Source organism: Microbacterium sp. EG9 (assembly GCF_059759475.1).
Map to the genome: position 1 here is coordinate 2,400,742 of NZ_CM186217.1, position 16,539 is coordinate 2,417,280.

At 72.6% G+C, this 16,539-nt stretch carries 10 protein-coding genes; all 10 read right to left on the minus strand.

The genetic code is table 11. The features are described from left to right. Nucleotides 1-3: 3 nt before the first annotated feature. Nucleotides 4-3,021, minus strand: a complete 3,018-nt coding sequence (locus tag AC6CQV_RS11335; RefSeq protein WP_498259513.1) for an AAA family ATPase — start codon at nt 3,019-3,021, stop codon at nt 4-6. A 28-nt stretch (nt 3,022-3,049) separates the two neighbouring features. After that, a complete protein-coding gene (locus AC6CQV_RS11340; protein ID WP_498259514.1) occupies nt 3,050-4,198 on the minus strand; it encodes an exonuclease SbcCD subunit D in 1,149 nt (382 codons plus the stop codon). 55 nt (nt 4,199-4,253) lie between these two features. Further along, nucleotides 4,254-5,720 (minus strand): MFS transporter, encoded by a 1,467-nt coding sequence (locus AC6CQV_RS11345; protein WP_061781973.1) that lies wholly within the window; start codon nt 5,718-5,720, stop codon nt 4,254-4,256. Nucleotides 5,721-5,807: 87 nt separating this feature from the next. Continuing rightward, nucleotides 5,808-8,789: an immunoglobulin-like domain-containing protein gene (locus AC6CQV_RS11350; protein WP_498259515.1), complete on the minus strand. Its 2,982-nt coding sequence runs from the start codon at nt 8,787-8,789 to the stop codon at nt 5,808-5,810. Nucleotides 8,790-8,841: 52 nt separating this feature from the next. After that, entirely contained in the window at nt 8,842-10,344 is a 1,503-nt protein-coding gene (gene araA / locus AC6CQV_RS11355) for an L-arabinose isomerase (protein ID WP_060959390.1), read from the minus strand. Nucleotides 10,345-10,397: 53 nt separating this feature from the next. After that, on the minus strand, nt 10,398-12,017 hold the full coding sequence (locus AC6CQV_RS11360) for a xylulokinase (RefSeq protein ID WP_498259516.1): 1,620 nt from the start codon (nt 12,015-12,017) through the stop codon (nt 10,398-10,400). Next, entirely contained in the window at nt 12,014-12,739 is a 726-nt protein-coding gene (locus tag AC6CQV_RS11365; RefSeq protein WP_060959388.1) for an L-ribulose-5-phosphate 4-epimerase, read from the minus strand. The genes AC6CQV_RS11360 and AC6CQV_RS11365 overlap by 4 nt, the downstream gene beginning before the upstream one ends. Further along, entirely contained in the window at nt 12,736-13,809 is a 1,074-nt protein-coding gene (locus tag AC6CQV_RS11370; RefSeq protein ID WP_060959387.1) for an ABC transporter permease, read from the minus strand. The genes AC6CQV_RS11365 and AC6CQV_RS11370 overlap by 4 nt, the downstream gene beginning before the upstream one ends. After that, on the minus strand, nt 13,806-14,876 hold the full coding sequence (locus AC6CQV_RS11375; RefSeq protein ID WP_060959386.1) for an ABC transporter permease: 1,071 nt from the start codon (nt 14,874-14,876) through the stop codon (nt 13,806-13,808). Before AC6CQV_RS11375 ends, AC6CQV_RS11370 begins: the two co-directional genes overlap by 4 nt. After that, the gene (locus AC6CQV_RS11380; RefSeq protein ID WP_101305589.1) at nt 14,873-16,456 is read right to left on the minus strand and encodes a sugar ABC transporter ATP-binding protein; all 1,584 of its coding nucleotides are present in this window, start codon (nt 16,454-16,456) and stop codon (nt 14,873-14,875) included. Before AC6CQV_RS11380 ends, AC6CQV_RS11375 begins: the two co-directional genes overlap by 4 nt. Between the last annotated feature and the right edge of the window lie 83 nt (nt 16,457-16,539).

Genomic DNA, 16,539 nt, shown 5'->3' on the forward strand with positions numbered 1-16,539 from the left:
CGCTCAGCGCGCCTCGCGCGCGCTCTCGGCCGAGGGCCGGGCGGCATCCTGACGGATGACGCTCGGCCCTTCGTGCGTCGAGGTCACGAGGATCTGGGCGGGCAGCTGCTCCTTCATCGCCTCGACGTGGCTGATGACGCCGACGGTGCGCCCGCCCGCCCGGAGGTCGTCGAGGGTGCGCATGGCGAGCTCGAGCGTCTCGGGGTCGAGGGAGCCGAAGCCCTCGTCGACGAAGAGGGTGTCCAGGCGGATGCCGCCGGCGCGCGAGGTGACCACCTCGCCCAGACCGAGGGCGAGGGCGAGCGAGGCGAGGAAGGTCTCGCCGCCGGAGAGAGACTGGGGTGAGCGCAGTCGGCCCGTGTGCGCGTCGAGCACGTCGATGCCGAGTCCCGATGCCCGTCCGCGGGCGGCACGGGCGTCGGAATGGTGCAGGGTGTACCGGCCCGACGACATCTCGGCGAGCCGGACGTTGGCGGCGGCGACGATCTCCTCGAGCTCGGCGGCCAGCACGAACGTCTCCAGATCCATCTTCATCGTGTTGGGCGCGCGACCGGCGACCGTGTCGGCCAGGCGGATGACGGCGGCGGCGTCCTCGCCGCTCTCCTGCACCGCGACCAGTGCCGCATCGACCTGCCGCAGCAGATCGTCCAGGCGTGCGGCGACACCGTCCGCGCCGGTGTGCGCGGCGATCGCCTCGGCGCGGGCCGCGTCCGCCGCGGCCGCGGTCTCGGCGGAACGGGCGAGCGCGTCGGCATCGATCTCGTCGCCGACGGCGTCGAGCTCGAGCTCGAGCAGCCGTGCGCGCGTCGCCGTCAGCCGGGCCGCGTGGTCGGCGACCTCGGCGTCGAGCTGCGCGATGCCGGCGTCGTCGAGGAGTGCCGCACGGACCGCGGCGGCATCCGCGAACGGCGACGACGCGAGGCGGGTCTCGAACTCGGCCGTCGCGGCGTCGCGGACGCGGAGTCTCTCATCGCGCGCGGCGACGGCGGCCACGACGGCGCGCGCCCGATCCCGCTCCGCCGCCGTCGCGGCGATCCGCGCGGCGACGCTGTCGAAGCCCCCGCGCCCCTCCACGACGGCTGCCGTCAGCCGCGCGATGTCGCTCTCGAGGCCGCGGAGCCGTTCGCGGGCGGCGGCGAGGTCGTCGGCCACGCGCGCGCGTTCGGTCTCGGCGAGGGCGGCGGCGGCATCGAGCTCGCGGCGGCGGGCGTGGAGCTCGTCGAGCAGGGCAGCGGCCTGCGCCGCCGCGGCGGCCGCGGCGGCGGCGCTCGCGAGCTGCTCCTCGGCCGAGGCCACCTCCAGGCCCGCGGCCTCCGCCCGGGCCTGGGCGAGCTCGTCGCGCACGCGGGCCGCCGCTTCGCGGGCGGTCCCCTCGGCCGCGACCGCGGCGTCGCGCGCACGCTCGGCGGCGGCGAGCACCTCGTCCGTCACCGGCTCGTCGCCCCTGTGTGCGGGACGGGGATGGGCCGTCGAGCCGCAGACCGCGCAGGGCTCGCCCGGGATCAGAGCGGCCGCGAGCTCGCCCGCGGCCCCGGCGAGTCGCCGGCGCAGCAGGGCGCCGACCTCGGCCGCTGCGGCCTCCGTCGCCGCCGACGCCCGGGCGTACGCGGTCTCGGCGCGGGTCAGCGCGTCCGTGTGCGCCTCGGCGCGGCGTGCGGCGTCGAGCACGTCACGGAGCCGTGCGCGCTCGGCGTCGAGCTCGTCGCGGCGCGCCGCACCGGCCTCCGCCCGGACGATCTGCTCGTCCAGGGCGGCGCGCGCGGCCGGCACCCCCGCGCGCCGCTCGTCGAGGGCGTCGCACGCGGCGCGGAGGTCGGCGACGACGCGCGTCGTCTCGACGTGCGCGGCCGCCCGCTCGTCGAGCTCGCGCTCGTGCGCGGCGGCGGCCTCCCACCGCACGAGGTCTCCGGTGAGGGTGTCGACGAGCGCCGCCACATCGGCGTCGGCGTCTCCCCCGCCGTCGGTCCATCGTCGCCAAGCCGCCGCGGCATCCGCCGCGGCCGTCGCGGCGGCACGGTCGGCGCGCTCCGCGGCATCCCCCGGCGCCCGCAGCAGTGCGGCGGCCCGCGCGTCAGCGAGGCGCCGGCGGTCGGCGTCGACGGCGGCGGAGCGCTCCTCGAGCCCGCTCAGCCTCTCGCGGAGCGCCGCGCGCTCGCGCCCGCGCTCCGCGCGCGCCAGCAGAGCGGCGTGCGCCGCCGCCGCGGCCTCGGAGGCGGCGTCGGCGCCGCGGCGCGCGAGGTCGGCCTGCTCGACGCGGTACTGCGCACGCTGGAGCGCCCGCTCGGCGGCGGCCCGCCGCTCGGGCAGGGGCGCGTCGGCCGCGCTCGCGCCGTCGGCGGGCTCGAGACCGTGGGTGCCGATGAGACGCTCGGCCTCGCCCAGGAGGGTGCGGGCCCGTCCGTCCACGGCCTTCAGTGCATCGGCGGCGTCGCGGCGGCGCTGCTCCAGGTCGTCACGGTAGCGCTCGAAGCGACGTGTGCCGAAGAGCGTGCGCAGCAGCGTCTGGCGTTCGTCGCCCGGAGCGAGCAGGAACCGCGAGAACTTGTTCTGCGCCAGCAGGATGACCTGCTGGAACTGCGCGGCGTTCAGCCCCAGCACCTCGCCCAGCGCCTCGCCGACGGTGCGCGGCTTGGCGGCGCGGCCGACCCAGGCGCCGTCGACGAACTCGTCGAGCTCGGCGCGGGCCGGCGCCGTCGTCAGACCGCCGCCGCGCTTGGCGGGACGGTCGTACTCGGGAGCCCGCGTCACCCGCCACCGCCGCGCGCCCACCGTGAACTCCAGCCGCACCTCGGTGGGGTCGGCGGGGTGGGCGTGGTCGCTACGCAGCCGCTTCTCGCCGCCCTCGTAGCGGGGCACGGTGCCGTAGAGGGCGAAGCTGACCCCGTCGAGGATGCTGGACTTGCCCGTGCCGGTGCGCCCGGAGATGAGGAACAGGCCGTCGTCGTCGAAGGCGTCGAAGTCGACCACCTGCGTGTCGCGGAACGGACCGAAACCGGTGAGCTCGAGCCGGTGCAGCTTCATGACCGTCGCTCCGCACGCCGGAGGAGGATCACGCGAACGCCTCGACGCGGATGCGCTCGTCGAGGACGTCGCCGAGGAGCTCGCGTTCGCGCGCCGTCGCGCCCTCGCCCTCCCGCACGTGCGTGAGGAAGGCGTCGACGAGCTCGGCGTCGCTGCGCGCGGCGCGCACGCGCTGGGAGTACGAGCGCCCGTCGTCGCTGCGCACCACGGCCGGAGCGTGCACGACCTTGGCGCAGAACGGGAACCGTTCCTGGAGGCGGCGCAGCGGATCGCGCTCGGGCAGCGCGTCGGTGTACTCGACGCTCACCCACGCGTCCTGCGCCGCGGCATGCGCGGGAGAGGAGAGGATCTCGGCGAACGGGCCGCGCAGCGTGACGAGCCGGCGCGGCACCGGCAGCGCGAGCCACGTCGCCTCGGCCGCACCCTCGGCATCCAGCTCGACCAGCCACGACCCGCGCGGCTTGTCGCCCTCGCCGAAGCTGTAGTGGAGGGGGGCGCCGGCGTAGCGCACGTGGGGGGCGAGCCGCTGGCGGCCGTGGATGTGTCCGAGCGCCGCGTAGTCCACTCCGTCGAACACCGACAGCGGCACGACGTCGAGCCCGCCCTGCTGGATGTCGCGCTCGAGGTGAGGGGTCGGCTCGACGCCCGCGGCGAAGCAGTGCGCGATGGCGACCGCGCGCCCGCCCCGGATGGCCCGGTCGGCGCGCACCCGCTGCATCGCGTGCCCGAGCACGTCGGCGTGCGTGCGCGCCTGGGGCCACGACGCGCGCAGCAGCGCCGGCTCGAGGTAGGGGATGCCGTAGAAGTGCACCGGGCCGTGCGCATCGGACACGGTGATCGGCTCGTCGAGGCGCTCCGGGTCGGTGCGCACGTGGATGTCGTCGCGCAGCAGGCCCGCCTGGAAGCCCAGACGCGCGGCCGAGTCGTGGTTGCCGCTGGTCACGATGACCTGGGCCCCGGTGTCGGCGAGCGCCCGGAGGGTGTCGGAGAGGAGCGTGTAGCAGGCGGCGGCCGGAGCGGCGGAGTCGAAGACGTCGCCGGCGACGATCACGACGTCGACGTCGTGCTCGCGCACCTGTCCCGTGAGCGCCTCGAGCACCCCGCGGAGCGCGTCGAGCGTGGAATGACCGTGGAAGGTCCGCCCGATGTGCCAGTCCGAGGTGTGCAGGATGCGCATGACTCCACGGTAGGCGGAGCCGGCGACATCGCCCGGAAGGCCCGCGGCGGAGCCCTCAGTCCTGGGCCGCGCGGCGCCGCACCCCGAGATCGATGACGCCGATCAGCAGGGCGATCGCGACGAAGACGCCCACCGCGACCATCCCGTACGCGTACGCGTTGTGGAAGACCTCGAGCCCGTCGTGCCCCTCACCCTTCTCCCGGTAGATCGTCGAGTAGAACAACGACAGGCCGATCGCCGTGCCGACGGCGGTCCCGACGCGCTGTCCGAGCTGGCCGACGGAGCCCGCCAACCCGCCCGCGCGGGTGGGGATGTCGGCGAGGGTGAGCGTCTGGTTGGGGGCGACCACGAGTCCGGCGCCCGCACCGGCGACGACCATGACCGCCGCCATCGCGTACTCGACGACCCCGGCCGGCACCGTGTAGGCGACGACGGCGAGGGCCGCCACGCTGACGAGCACGATCACCAGGCCCCACACCACGAGCGGCCGCCCGAGCCGCGCGACCAGGTTGCCGCCGAACCAGGCGGTGATCGCGCTGGCGACCGCGAAGCCGATCGAGACCATGCCCGCGAACACCGGCTCGGTGCCGACCCCGGTCTGCAGGAACAGCGTCGTGAGCAGGAACATCGCCGGGATCGCGGTGAAGTAGGTCGTGACCACGAGCGTGCCGTTGCGGAAGGACGAGATCGAGAAGAGCGAGAACGGCACGAGAGGCGACCGGCCGGATGCCGCGTAGCGCCGCTCCCACCACGTGAACGCGGTCACGAACACCACGAACAGCACGAGCGACCACCACCGACGCGGGTCGTCGCTCGGAGCCCCGGTGGTGAACAGGAACGGCCACATGAGCGTGATGATCGTGAAGGCCAGCAGCACGAGCCCGACGGGATCGAGCTGGAGCCGCCCGGGCGTCGAGCGGCGGGTACGCGGCAGCAGTCCGAGCACGCCCGCGATCACGAGCGCGCACAGCGGCACGTTGATCCAGAAGATCCACCGCCAGCCGTCCTGGGCTCCGCCGAGCGCGATCATGAGCCCGCCCAGCGTCGGGCCGATCGCCGTCGCGATGCCGATCGTCGCGCCGAACAGGCCGAACGCGCGCCCGCGCTCGGCGCCGACGAAGATCTGCTGGATGGTCCCGAGCACCTGGGGCATCTGGATGCCGGCCGCCAGTCCCTGCACGAGGCGGCCCGCGATGAGCACCTCGATGGTGGGCGCGACGGCGCACACGATGCTCGTGACGAGGAACAGGCTCAGCCCGACGAGGAACAGGGTCTTGCGGGAGCGCTGGTCGCCGAGGCGCCCGAAGGGCACGAGCGCCAGCCCGAACATCAGCACGTAGCCCGAGACGACGATCTGCAGCTGCGTCGAGCCGGCGCCCAGCGCCTTCTCGATCGAGGGCAGGGCGACGTTCACCTTGCTCAGATCGAGGATGGTCAGCGCCGCGACCGAGACGCAGACCCAGAAGGCGCGCCACCGCTGAGCGCTGTCGAGGGGGATGCTGGCCGTTGCGGGACTCGTCACCGTCCCACGCTAGCGTCCCTGCGCGGCGGGGCGGCCGCGGAACGGGAAGAGGGGTCCGCCTCGCGGCGGACCCCTCCCCTCAGGCGATCAGCGGCAGGAGGCGGCCGCCACCGTCGCCGTCTGCACCGTCGACGACGCGTTGCCGGCGGCCGTGGCCGTCACGGTCACGGTGTGCGCCGCCAGCGCGCTCTCGCGCGTGGTGAACGTCGTCGACACGCTCTTGCCGGCCGGGACGGAGACCGTCTTCGCGCCGGACGGGCTCGCGAGCGCCGCCGAGACCGCGACGGTCTCGTTGTTCGTCACGGTGACGACCTCGACCACCTTGCCGAGCACGCAGCGCGTCGTCGCGGCGACGGCGATGCGCGGCCCGAACGAGACGGATGCCGACGTCGACGCGCTGACCAGCCCGTCGCGGTAGCCGTCGTAGTGCGCCGTGACGGCCGAGACCGTTCCGGGCACCTCGACGTGGGCGGCACCGTCGGACAGCGCCACGGTGGCGCTCCAGCCGCCGCCGGAGAAGGTCACCGTGCCGACGACGTCGCCGCCGTCCGCCGCGGCGACGCGCGCCGTGACCTCGCGGCCCTGGGCGCTCAGCGTGGTGGTGGAGGCCACCGCGGAGACGCCGGTCCACGCGTGCATCGCGTCGAGCACACCCTGGGTGACGCTCACGAACGCGCCGTGCCGGGGGCTGGCGGGCAGGCCGCCGGTGGCCCGCACGTTCCACGTCGACCGCTGCGACAGCCGGTCGCTCTGCGTGCTCGAGGCGATGGCGCCGCCGCTCGTGAGGAAGGCCCGGTAGCCGCCCGCGCCGTAGTTGTCGACGAGGAAGACGTAGCCGTCGCCCGTGTTGTTGGGGTCGCCCTCGTTGAGCTTGACGATCTCGGGGCCCTCGCCCGCCTGCCCGGTCTCGAGCGAGGTCATGTGCGTGTCGACCAGCTGCCACGTCGTCGACGGGTCGGCCGTCCAGCTCGACGCGGTCGTGGGCGCCGTGAGCACCTTCGAACGCTCGAGGAAGATGTCCTTGCCCGCCTCGAGGGTGCCGGCGGCGCCGCCCTCCTCGTTCTTGGTGAAGCGGTAGTAGTAGTCGCCGATCTTCGTGACGGTCGAGTCGATGCGGGCGTAGCCGGTGTCCTGCCAGCTCGTCGGCGGGTACGTGAAGGTGCGGAAGTCCCGCGTCAGCACGTAGAACATGCGCGCATACAGGTTGTCGCTGTTGGTGTGGCTGGCATCCGAGTACAGCCGCGACGCGAAGAACACGACGTAGGACTGCAGGTCGTCGTCCCAGTACGCCTCGGGCGCCCAGGTCATGCCCGCCGCGGGCTGGTTGACGGTGATGCCCGTGTTCTCACCGTTGGTGCGGCTCCAGGTGACGAGGTCGGTCGACTCCCACACCTCGATCTTCAGGCTTCCCGCCGACTGGGCGGGGCCCCAGCCGGTGCCGCATCCGATGCACAGGTCGGTCGCGACCATGTAGTACTTGTCGCCGTCCTTCGAGCGGAGGATGTACGGGTCGCGCAGGCCCTTCGTGTCGGCGGTGGAGGTGATGACCGCGTTGCCGCCGTTGACGGGCGAGAACGTGAAGAAGTCGTTGCCCGACGTGGCCGCCTGGTAGATCTTCTCGTCGCTGTCGGACTTGAAGTAGGCCGCCGCGTAGCCGGCATCCGGAGCCCAGCGACCGTGCTCGGCGACGGTCACGGTGAAGCTGCGCTCCGCGGTGGCGCCGTTGAGCGTCGCGTGGGCCGTGAGGGTCGCGGTGCGGTCGCCCGCGCCGTAGGCGGGCCGCGCGACGATGCCGCCGCCGCGGTACGGATCGGCCGCGCCGACGGCCGGCGCCGTGTAGCCGGGGTCGGTCGGCGTCACCAGCGACGCGTCCGAGGAGGTCCACGTGATGGCGGCGCCGTTGACGGCGCCCTTCGTGGCCAGCGGGAGGTTCTCGGTGGTGCGCGACGCGAGCGTGATGGCGTCGAGGTCGGCGGCGACGCTGGGCGCGAGCACCGTCACGTCGAAGGTCAGCGTGCTGGACAGGCCCGTCTGCGCCGTCAGGGTGACGGCCGTGTTCGCGCCGATGGAGCGGGAGACCACACCGGTGGTCGACACGACCGACGGGTTGGAGGAGGACCAGGTCAGGGAGACGCCGTTCACCGTCGCCGGCAGCGTCAGGTTCGACGACACGCTCGAGAGCGAGGCGTTGGAGCCCAGCATCTGCGCGAGGACGTCACCGCGCAGCAGCGCCGACGTGGTCGCGCTCTTCTGCTGCGCCGTCGGCATGCTCGCCGACACGTCGGAGGACGACAGCGCGACGTCCCAGAACTTGACGTCGGACACGTCCGCCTTCAGCAGCGGGTCGCCCTGGTAGAGCGAGCGGCCGAGGTAGCCGAGCACCGAGCCCGTCGGGATGATCGAGCTGAGCGAGAGCGCGTGCGTGAGCGTGGAGATCTGCACGCCGTCGCGGTACAGGGTCAGCGTGCTGCCCGAGCCCACCATCGTCAGGGTCGTGAAGCCGGGGTTGAGCCCGCCGCCGGCCGGCAGACGGCTCTCGCCGTTGCTGCCGCCGTTCTTGACGCGGATCGCGGACAGCACCTGGTCGGTGTAGCCGCCCTGAGCCGAGCGGGGGCTGAGGAAGATGTGGTTGCCGAGGGCCGTCGTGTTCCACGCGCCCACGCCGTCGCCGATGACCCAGCCGAAGTGGTTCGCGGAGGTCTGCGTGGACACCGTGTACTCGACCGTGAAGTCGTTGTCCGCCGCGGTGATGAGCCCCGACGGGAGGGACGCGTAGCCGTCGGCGCGGAAGCGCAGGACGGCGTCGCCGCCCGCGTCGGCGAAGGAGCCGTCCGTGAGGCCCGTCAGCGTCGCGTTGCGCCCGTTGCCGGAGACGTCGAGCAGGGTCGTGCCGCTGTGCGACATGTCGTAGTGCGCGGTCGGGGCGGGCACGCCGGCGGCCGACGCGGCACCGGGGGTCGCGAGGCCGACGCCGCTGAGCGCGAGCACACCGGCGAGGGCGGCCGCGACCGCGCGGCGGGACGAACGCCCGGATGCCGCGGGGGCAGGCGGGAGCAGTGCTGATCTCATCGTCGAGACCTTTCTCTTTCGGGTAGGTGGTGTCGAGGGCGGGCGAGGGGGCTCAGAATCCCTGGGCCAGGCGGTAGTAGGCCTGGTTCCAGCGCAGCTCCTTCTGGAAGCCGCGGACGGTGGTGTCCTCGTCGATCACGAGGAGCTCGGTGCCGGCGATGTCGGCGAAGTCGCGGAAGACCTCGATGCCGACCGCCGTCGTCATGACGGTGTGGTGCGCGGCACCGGCGGTCAGCCAGCAGGCGGCGCTGGTCGCGAAGTCGGGCGCCGGCTTCCAGATCGCGCGTCCGACCGGCAGCTTCGGCAGGTCGGGCGCGTCGACGTTCTCGACCACGTTGGCGACCAGCCGGAAGCGGTCGCGCATGTCGCTCATGGCGACCACGACGGCGGGGCCGGGGTCGGCGGTGAAGACCAGACGCACCGGGTCGTCCTTGCCGCCGATGCCGAGCGGGTGGATCTCCAGACGCGGCTTCTGGGTCGTCAGCGACGGCGAGACCTCGAGCATGTGCGCGCCGAGGATCTTCTCGTCCCCGGCGACCAGGTCGTAGGTGTAGTCCTCCATGAGGCTCGCACCGCCCGGCAGGCCCGCGCCCATGACGTTGGCGACGCGGACGAGGATCGCGGTCTTCCAGTCGCCCTCGGCGCCGAAGCCGTAGCCCTCGGCCATGAGCCGCTGCACCGCCAGACCCGGCAGCTGCGTCAGCGCGCCGAGGTCTTCGAACGAGGTCGTGAAGGCGCCGAAGCCGCCGGCTTCGAGGAAGGTGCGCAGTCCGATCTCGATGGCCGCGCCGTCGCGCAGCGACGCGTGGCGCTCGGCGCCGGGCCGCAGCTCCTCGGCGACGTCGTACTCGGCGAGGTACACCTGCACCAGGGCGTCGATGTCGGCGTCGGATGCCGCGGCGACGGCATCCGCGAGCTCGTTCACGCCCCACGTGTTCACCTGCACGCCGAAGCGCAGCTCGGCCTCGGTCTTGTCGCCCTCGGTGACCGCGACGTAGCGCATGTTGTCGCCGAAGCGAGCGAGCTTGAGGGTGCGGGCGGCCTGCCATCCGGCGGCGGCGCGCTGCCACTGCTCGATCTGATCGCGCACGGCGGGGTTCGAGACGTGACCCACGACGGTCTTGCGGGCCACCCCCAGCCGGGTCTGGATGTAGCCGAACTCACGGTCGCCGTGGGCGGCCTGGTTCAGGTTCATGAAGTCGAAGTCGATGTCGTTCCAGGGCAACTCGACGTTGGCCTGCGTGTGCAGGTGCAGCAGCGGCTTCTGCAGTGCGTCCAGGCCCGCGATCCACATCTTGGCGGGGCTGAAGGTGTGCATCCAGGCGACGACGCCGATGACGGAGTCGTCGCTGTTGGCGTCCAGGGCCAGGCGGCGGATGCTGTCGGAGTCGGTCAGCACCGGCTTCCACACGACGCGCACGGGCAGCCCCTCGAGACCGGCGGCGACCGCCTGCGACTGCGCGGCGACCTGCTGCAGCGTCTCCTCGCCGTACAGCCCCTGGCTGCCGGTGACGAACCAGACGGTGTAGTTCTCGAGAGTGGTGGAGAGGGTCATGATGTCTTTCCGGTCGTGGGGACGGGGGTGGGCGGCCGCGAAGGGGCGCGGCCTCAGAGAGCGGTGACGGCCGCCGCCTCGACGGCGAGGCCGGCGCGGTAGCGGTCGAGATAGCGGGCGAATCCCGCGACGTCCGCGGGATCGGGGTCGACGACGGCGGCCGCGGCATCGGCGAACACCACGGCGTCCAGGTAGGCGCCGAGGCCTTCGGCGGCGCGCGCCGCGACCGCGCGACGGAAGGCCGCGAGCACCGCGATGCCCCACGCCCCGCCCTCGGACGCGGTGTCGCCGACGGCCACGGGGGCGTCGAGGGCGGCCGCGAGGAAGCGCTGCGCGACGCCGGCGGTGCGGAAGACGCCGCCGTGGGCGTACATCCGGTCGAGCGCGACGCCCTCCCCGTGCAGCACCGTCATGCCCAGGGCGAGGGTGCCGAACACGCCGTAGACCTGCGCGCGCATGACGTTGGCCAGGTCGAACGTCGACTCCGGCGTGCGCACGAACAGCGGGCGCCCCGCCGTGAGGCCGGCGATCGGCTCGCCCGCGAGGTGGTTGTAGGCCAGCAGTCCGCCCGCGTCGGCATCGCCCTCGAGCGCCTCGCGCAGCAGGACCTCGAACACGGCGTCGTCGTCGAGGGGCGCACCGGATGCCGCCGCGAACCGGCGGAACAGGCCCGCCCAGGCGGCGAGCTCGCTGGCGCCGTTGTTGCAGTGGACCATCGCGACCGGGTCGCCGGCGGGGGTCGTCACGAGATCGAGCTCGTGGTGACGCCCGGCGAGCGGCCGCTCCAGGACGACCATGGCGAAGATGCTCGTGCCGGCGCTGACGTTGCCGGTGCGCGGAGCGACCGCGCCGGTCGCGACCATGCCGGTGCCGGCGTCGCCCTCGGGCGGGCAGAACGGCACGCCCGGCCGCAGCGCGCCCCGGGGATCGAGCAGCGCCGCGCCCTCGGGGGTCAGCGACCCCGCATCGGCGCCCGCGGGCAGCACCTCGGGCAGCAGGGAGCGCAGCGGCGGGAGGGCGGCGCCCTCGCGCGCGATGAGCGCGTCCACGCGCGCGACCAGGCGCTCGTCGTAGTCCGCCGTGTCGGCGCCGATCGGGAACACGCCCGAGGCGTCTCCGACGCCCAGGACACGCCGACCCGTCAGGCGTTCGTGCACGTAGCCGGCCAGCGTCGTGACCGCGGCGAGCCGCGCCACGTGCGGCTCGCCGTCGAGCACCGCCTGCCGCAGGTGCGCGATCGTCCAGCGCAGCGGGATGTTCACGCCCAGCAGCTCCGACAGCTCCGCGGCGGCCGGACCCGTGCTGGTGTTGCGCCAGGTGCGGAAGGGCACGAGCAGCTCGCCGTGCGCATCGAAGGCGAGGTAGCCGTGCATCATCGCCGAGACGCCGATCGCGCCCACGGTCTCCAGCCGCACCCCGTGCCGGCGCTCGACGTCGGCCACCAGGTCGGCGTAGGCGTCCTGCAGTCCCGCCCAGACGGCGTCGAGCGGATAGGTCCAGCGGCCGTCCTCGAGACGGTTCTCCCACGCGTGGGCGCCGACGCCCAGCACCGTCGCCGGCGCATCGGCGTCGACGAGGCACGCCTTGATCCGGGTCGAGCCGAACTCGATGCCGAGGCTGGTGCGACCGGCGCGGATCGCCTCCGCGAGGACGGTGTCACCCGTGGTGGTCATCGCCGTTCGTCCGTTCCCTGCCCGTAGACGTTCTGATACCGGTTGTAGAGCGCGTCGATCTTCTCCTGCGGGATCGGGATGAGCTCCCCCGCCTGGCGGGCGATGTGCACGGTGCGGGCGACGTCCTCGCACATCACGGCGGCCTTGACGGCATCCTTGGCGTTGACGCCGATGGTGAAGGGACCGTGGTTCTGCATCAGCACGGCGCGGCTGCGGTGGCCCCGCAGGGTCTCCACGATGCCGCGGCCGATCGAGTCGTCGCCGATGATCGCGAAGGGGCCGATGGGGATCGGTCCGCCGAACTCGTCGGCCATCGCCGTGATGACGCAGGGGATCTCCTCGCCGCGCGCCGCCCAGGCGACCGCGTAGTCGGAGTGGGTGTGCACGACACCGCCGACGTCGGGCATGTTCCGGTACACGTAGGCGTGGGCCGCCGTGTCGCTCGAGGGGCTGCGGTCGCTGCCCGGCGTGCCGGGGACGACGGCGCCGTCGAGATCGCAGAGGATCATGTTCTCCGGCGCCAGGTCGTCGTACGAGACCCCGGAGGGCTTGATGACGAACAGGTCGCTGTCCGGAACCCGTCCCGACACGTTCCCGCCCGTCCAGACGACGAGGCCGTACCGCACCAGCTCGCCGTGGAGGGCGGCGACATCGGCGCGCACCGCATCGATGCGCTCCTGCAGCGCGGCGTCGATCACGACCGCGCCCTCGTGCCCGCTCATCCGCTCCTCCGCTTCGTGAGGACCCGCTGGAGCAGGACGAAGGCCAGAAGGATGCCGCCGGTGATGATAGTCAGGTACTCGGGCTTGATGGAGCCGTCCTTCGTGATGATCATCCACAGCGCCGCGAGCACGAGCGTTCCCACGACGGAGCCGAGCACGTAGCCGACGCCGCCGGTCAGGAGGGTGCCGCCGATGACGACCGCCGCGATCGCATCGAGCTCCCAGCCGATGCCGGTGACGTTCTGCGCCTTGCCGCCGACCTCGGCCGTGTAGACGACCGCCGCGACGCCGGCCAGCGCGCCGCTGATCACGTAGATCCAGACGCGGGTGCGGGCGACGGGCAGGCCCATCAGCTGAGCGGACGACTCCGCGCCGCCGATCGCGTAGACGGTGCGTCCGGTGCGGGTGCGGTGCAGGAAGAACACGGCGGCGATCACGATGATCACGGCGACGAAGAAGCCCGGCGTGAGCACGAGGTCGTTCGTCTTGACACCGTCGATGAGCTTGAAGTCGGTGGCGAAGAGGCGGATGGGCGCGTCGTCCGGGGCGTGGACGGGCACCGTCGAGAGCATCGAGGCCAGTCCGCGTGCCAGGAACATCATCGCCAGCGTCGCGATGAACGGCTGCACGTTGAAGTACTGGATCAGCACGCCCGAGACCAGTCCGAACAGCGCACCGAACACGATCATCAGCACGATCGCGAGCCAGCCGTTGACCCCGATGCCCATGAGCATGACACCGGCGACCGAGGTGAAGGCGACGACCGCGCCGACCGAGAGGTCGATGCCGCCGGAGAGGATGACGATCGTCATCGCGACGGCGAGGATGATCGTCGGCGCGAAGCTCACGAGTAGGCTCGACATGGTGCCGAGGTGGAAGACGCGGCCGTAGGCGAGCTCCGCGTACACGAGCATGCCGATGAAGAGCACGACGGCGGCGAGGGTCGGGATCAGCGACTGGCTGCGCCCCCAGAGGCGCGACCAGGCCGTGCCCCGGGGCGTGGCGATCGCCGCGGTGCCGCCCGCGGGCTCCGGCGCGGTGCGTTCGCGGGTGGTGGACGCGTCGCTCATGCGACGACCTCCTTCGGCTGCGTGGACTCGGAGAGGGGGGCCTCGGGGGTGCGCGAGCGGTCGCCGCGACGCAGCACGAGGGAGCGGATGCGCTCGGACTGCAGCAGCACGAGGGCGACGATGACGATGGCCTTGAAGGCGGGGGTCGCCGCCGCCGAGACACCGAGGAAGAGCACCGTCTTGTTGAGGGTGGCGATCAGCAGGGCGCCGACCGTCGACCCGACGATCGAGAACTTGCCGCCCGCGAGCGAGGTGCCGCCGATCACGACCGCGAGGATCGCGTCGAGCTCCATCTGGTAGCCCGTCCCCGACACGTCGACGGTCATGACCTCCGACACGGTGAACAGGCCGCCGACCGCGGCGAGCGCCGCCGACAGCACGTACACCGAGATGAGGATGGGCCGCGGACGGATGCCGGCGAGGCGGCTGGCCTGCGGGTTGATGCCGATCGACTCGATCATCAGCCCGAGCGCGGTGCGGCGCATGACGAGCGCCACCAGGATCACGATGGCGATCGCGAGCACGAAGCTCAGCGGCAGCCCGAGGAACTGGCCGTTGGCCAGCGCCCGGAACGGCGCGTTCTCCGCGTTCGTGTTCTGCCCGCCGGTGATGACGCGGGCGATGCCGCGGCCGGCGAGCATCATGACGAGCGTGCTGATGAACGGCTGCAGGCCGATGACCGCCACGAGGAAGCCGTTGACCGCGCCGAGCACCACGCCCAGCAGCACCGCGAGCCCGATGGCGGCGAACATCGCCCCCACCGAGGTGGGCTGGCCCAGGCCGCTCAGGGTGACCATGGCGATCGCGCCGCCGACGGCCATGACCGAGCCGACCGACAGGTCGATGCCGCTGGTCGCGATGACGAAGGTCATGCCGAGCGCGATCATCACGATCGGCGCCGACACCCGCAGGATGTCCAGCACGTTGCCCGAGAGCTGACCGGTCGTGGGGTTCACCCCGACCGCCAGGTAGGACGGATCCTTCAGCGTGTTCAGGGCGAGCAGCAGGACGATGCCGACGATGCCCCAGAACCACGGTGTGCGCACGAGCGCCCTCAGACGGTTCATGCCTGTTCTCCTTCGACCTCGTCGGCGAGGGCGTCCGCGCGGGCTTCCGCCGCGGCATCCGAGTCGGCGGCGATGATCGAGACGATCCGTTCCGCGGTGACGTCGGGGCCGTTGACGACCTCGCCGACCTTCTGGTGGTCCTTCATGATGACGATGCGCTCCGAGAGGCGGACGACCTCCTCCAGCTCCGAGGAGATGAAGACGACGCTCATGCCGCCCTCGGCGAGCTCGGCGACGGTCTCCTGGATGTCGGCCTTCGCGCCGACGTCGATGCCGCGCGTGGGCTCGTCCAGCAGCAGCAGCTCGGGGTCGGTGGCCAGCCAGCGGCCCAGCAGCACCTTCTGCTGGTTGCCGCCGGAGAGCAGACGGATGGGACGGTCGGGATCGTTCGGCCGCACGCTGAAGCGTTCCATGTAGGTCTTCACGAGGCGGTCGACCTCCCGCGCCGGCACGCGGCGCAGCCACCCGCGCTGAGCCTGCACGGCCAGCATGATGTTCTCGCGGATGCTGAGGTCGCCGACGATGCCGTCGTCGCGGCGGTTCTCGGTGGAGTAGGCGATGTGGTGGGCGAGGCCCGAGACCGGAGAGGTGATGCTCGCCTTGGCGCCCTTGAGGCGGACGCTGCCGGCATCCGGCTTGTCGGCGCCGACGATCAGGCGGGCGAGCTCCGTGCGGCCGGAGCCCAGAAGGCCCGCGAAGCCGACGACCTCGCCCTTGTGGATCTCGATGTCGGTGGGTGCCAGCGCGCCCTTGCGCGCGATGCCCTCGGCCGCGTAGACCGGGGTCGCGGTGCGGTCGCGGTCATCGACCTGACGATTGGAGCCGAGCGCGCGCAGGGCGCCGAGGTCCTTGCCGATCATCTTGGAGATCAGCTCGGTGCGGTCGAGGTCGCGCTTGAGGTACTCCCCCACGAACCGGCCGTTGCGCAGCACCGTGATCCGGTCGCTGATCGCGTACACCTGGTCGAGGAAGTGGGAGACGAAGAGGATGGCGACGCCCTGGTCGCGCAGCTGCCGGATGACGCCGAACAGCGTCTCGACCTCGGCGGCGTCCAGGCTCGAGGTCGGCTCGTCGAGGATGAGCACCTTCGACTTGGTGACCATCGCGCGGCTGATCGCCACGAGCTGCTGGAGGGCGATCGAGATCGACTGCAGCGGGGCGCGGGGGTCGAGGTCGCCCAGCCCCATGTCGGTGAGGACCTCGCGGGCGCGGGCGTGGGTCTTGCGCCAGTCGATGCCGAAGACCGAGCGGGTCTCGTGACCGAGCATGACGTTCTCACCGATGGTGAGGTTCGTGCAGAGGTTGACCTCCTGGTACACGGTGGAGATGCCGGCGGCCTGCGCCGACGCCGTGCCGGAGAAGCGTCGCTCCTCGCCGAAGACGAGGATCGAGCCGGAGTCGATCTGGTAGACGCCGGTCAGCGCCTTGATGAGCGTCGACTTGCCGGCGCCGTTCTCGCCCATGAGGGTGTGGACCTCGCCGGGCAGCAGACGGAAGTTCACGTCGTCGAGGGCCTTGACGCCCGGGAACGTGATCGACGCGCCGCGGACTTCGACGATCGGGAGGGGTTCGGTCACCACGTGCAGACTTCCTCGTTGAATGGGTGGGTCACCACTGCGGGTGGATGGTGGGACGGGGACCGCCGCGGGCGGCGATCCCCGTC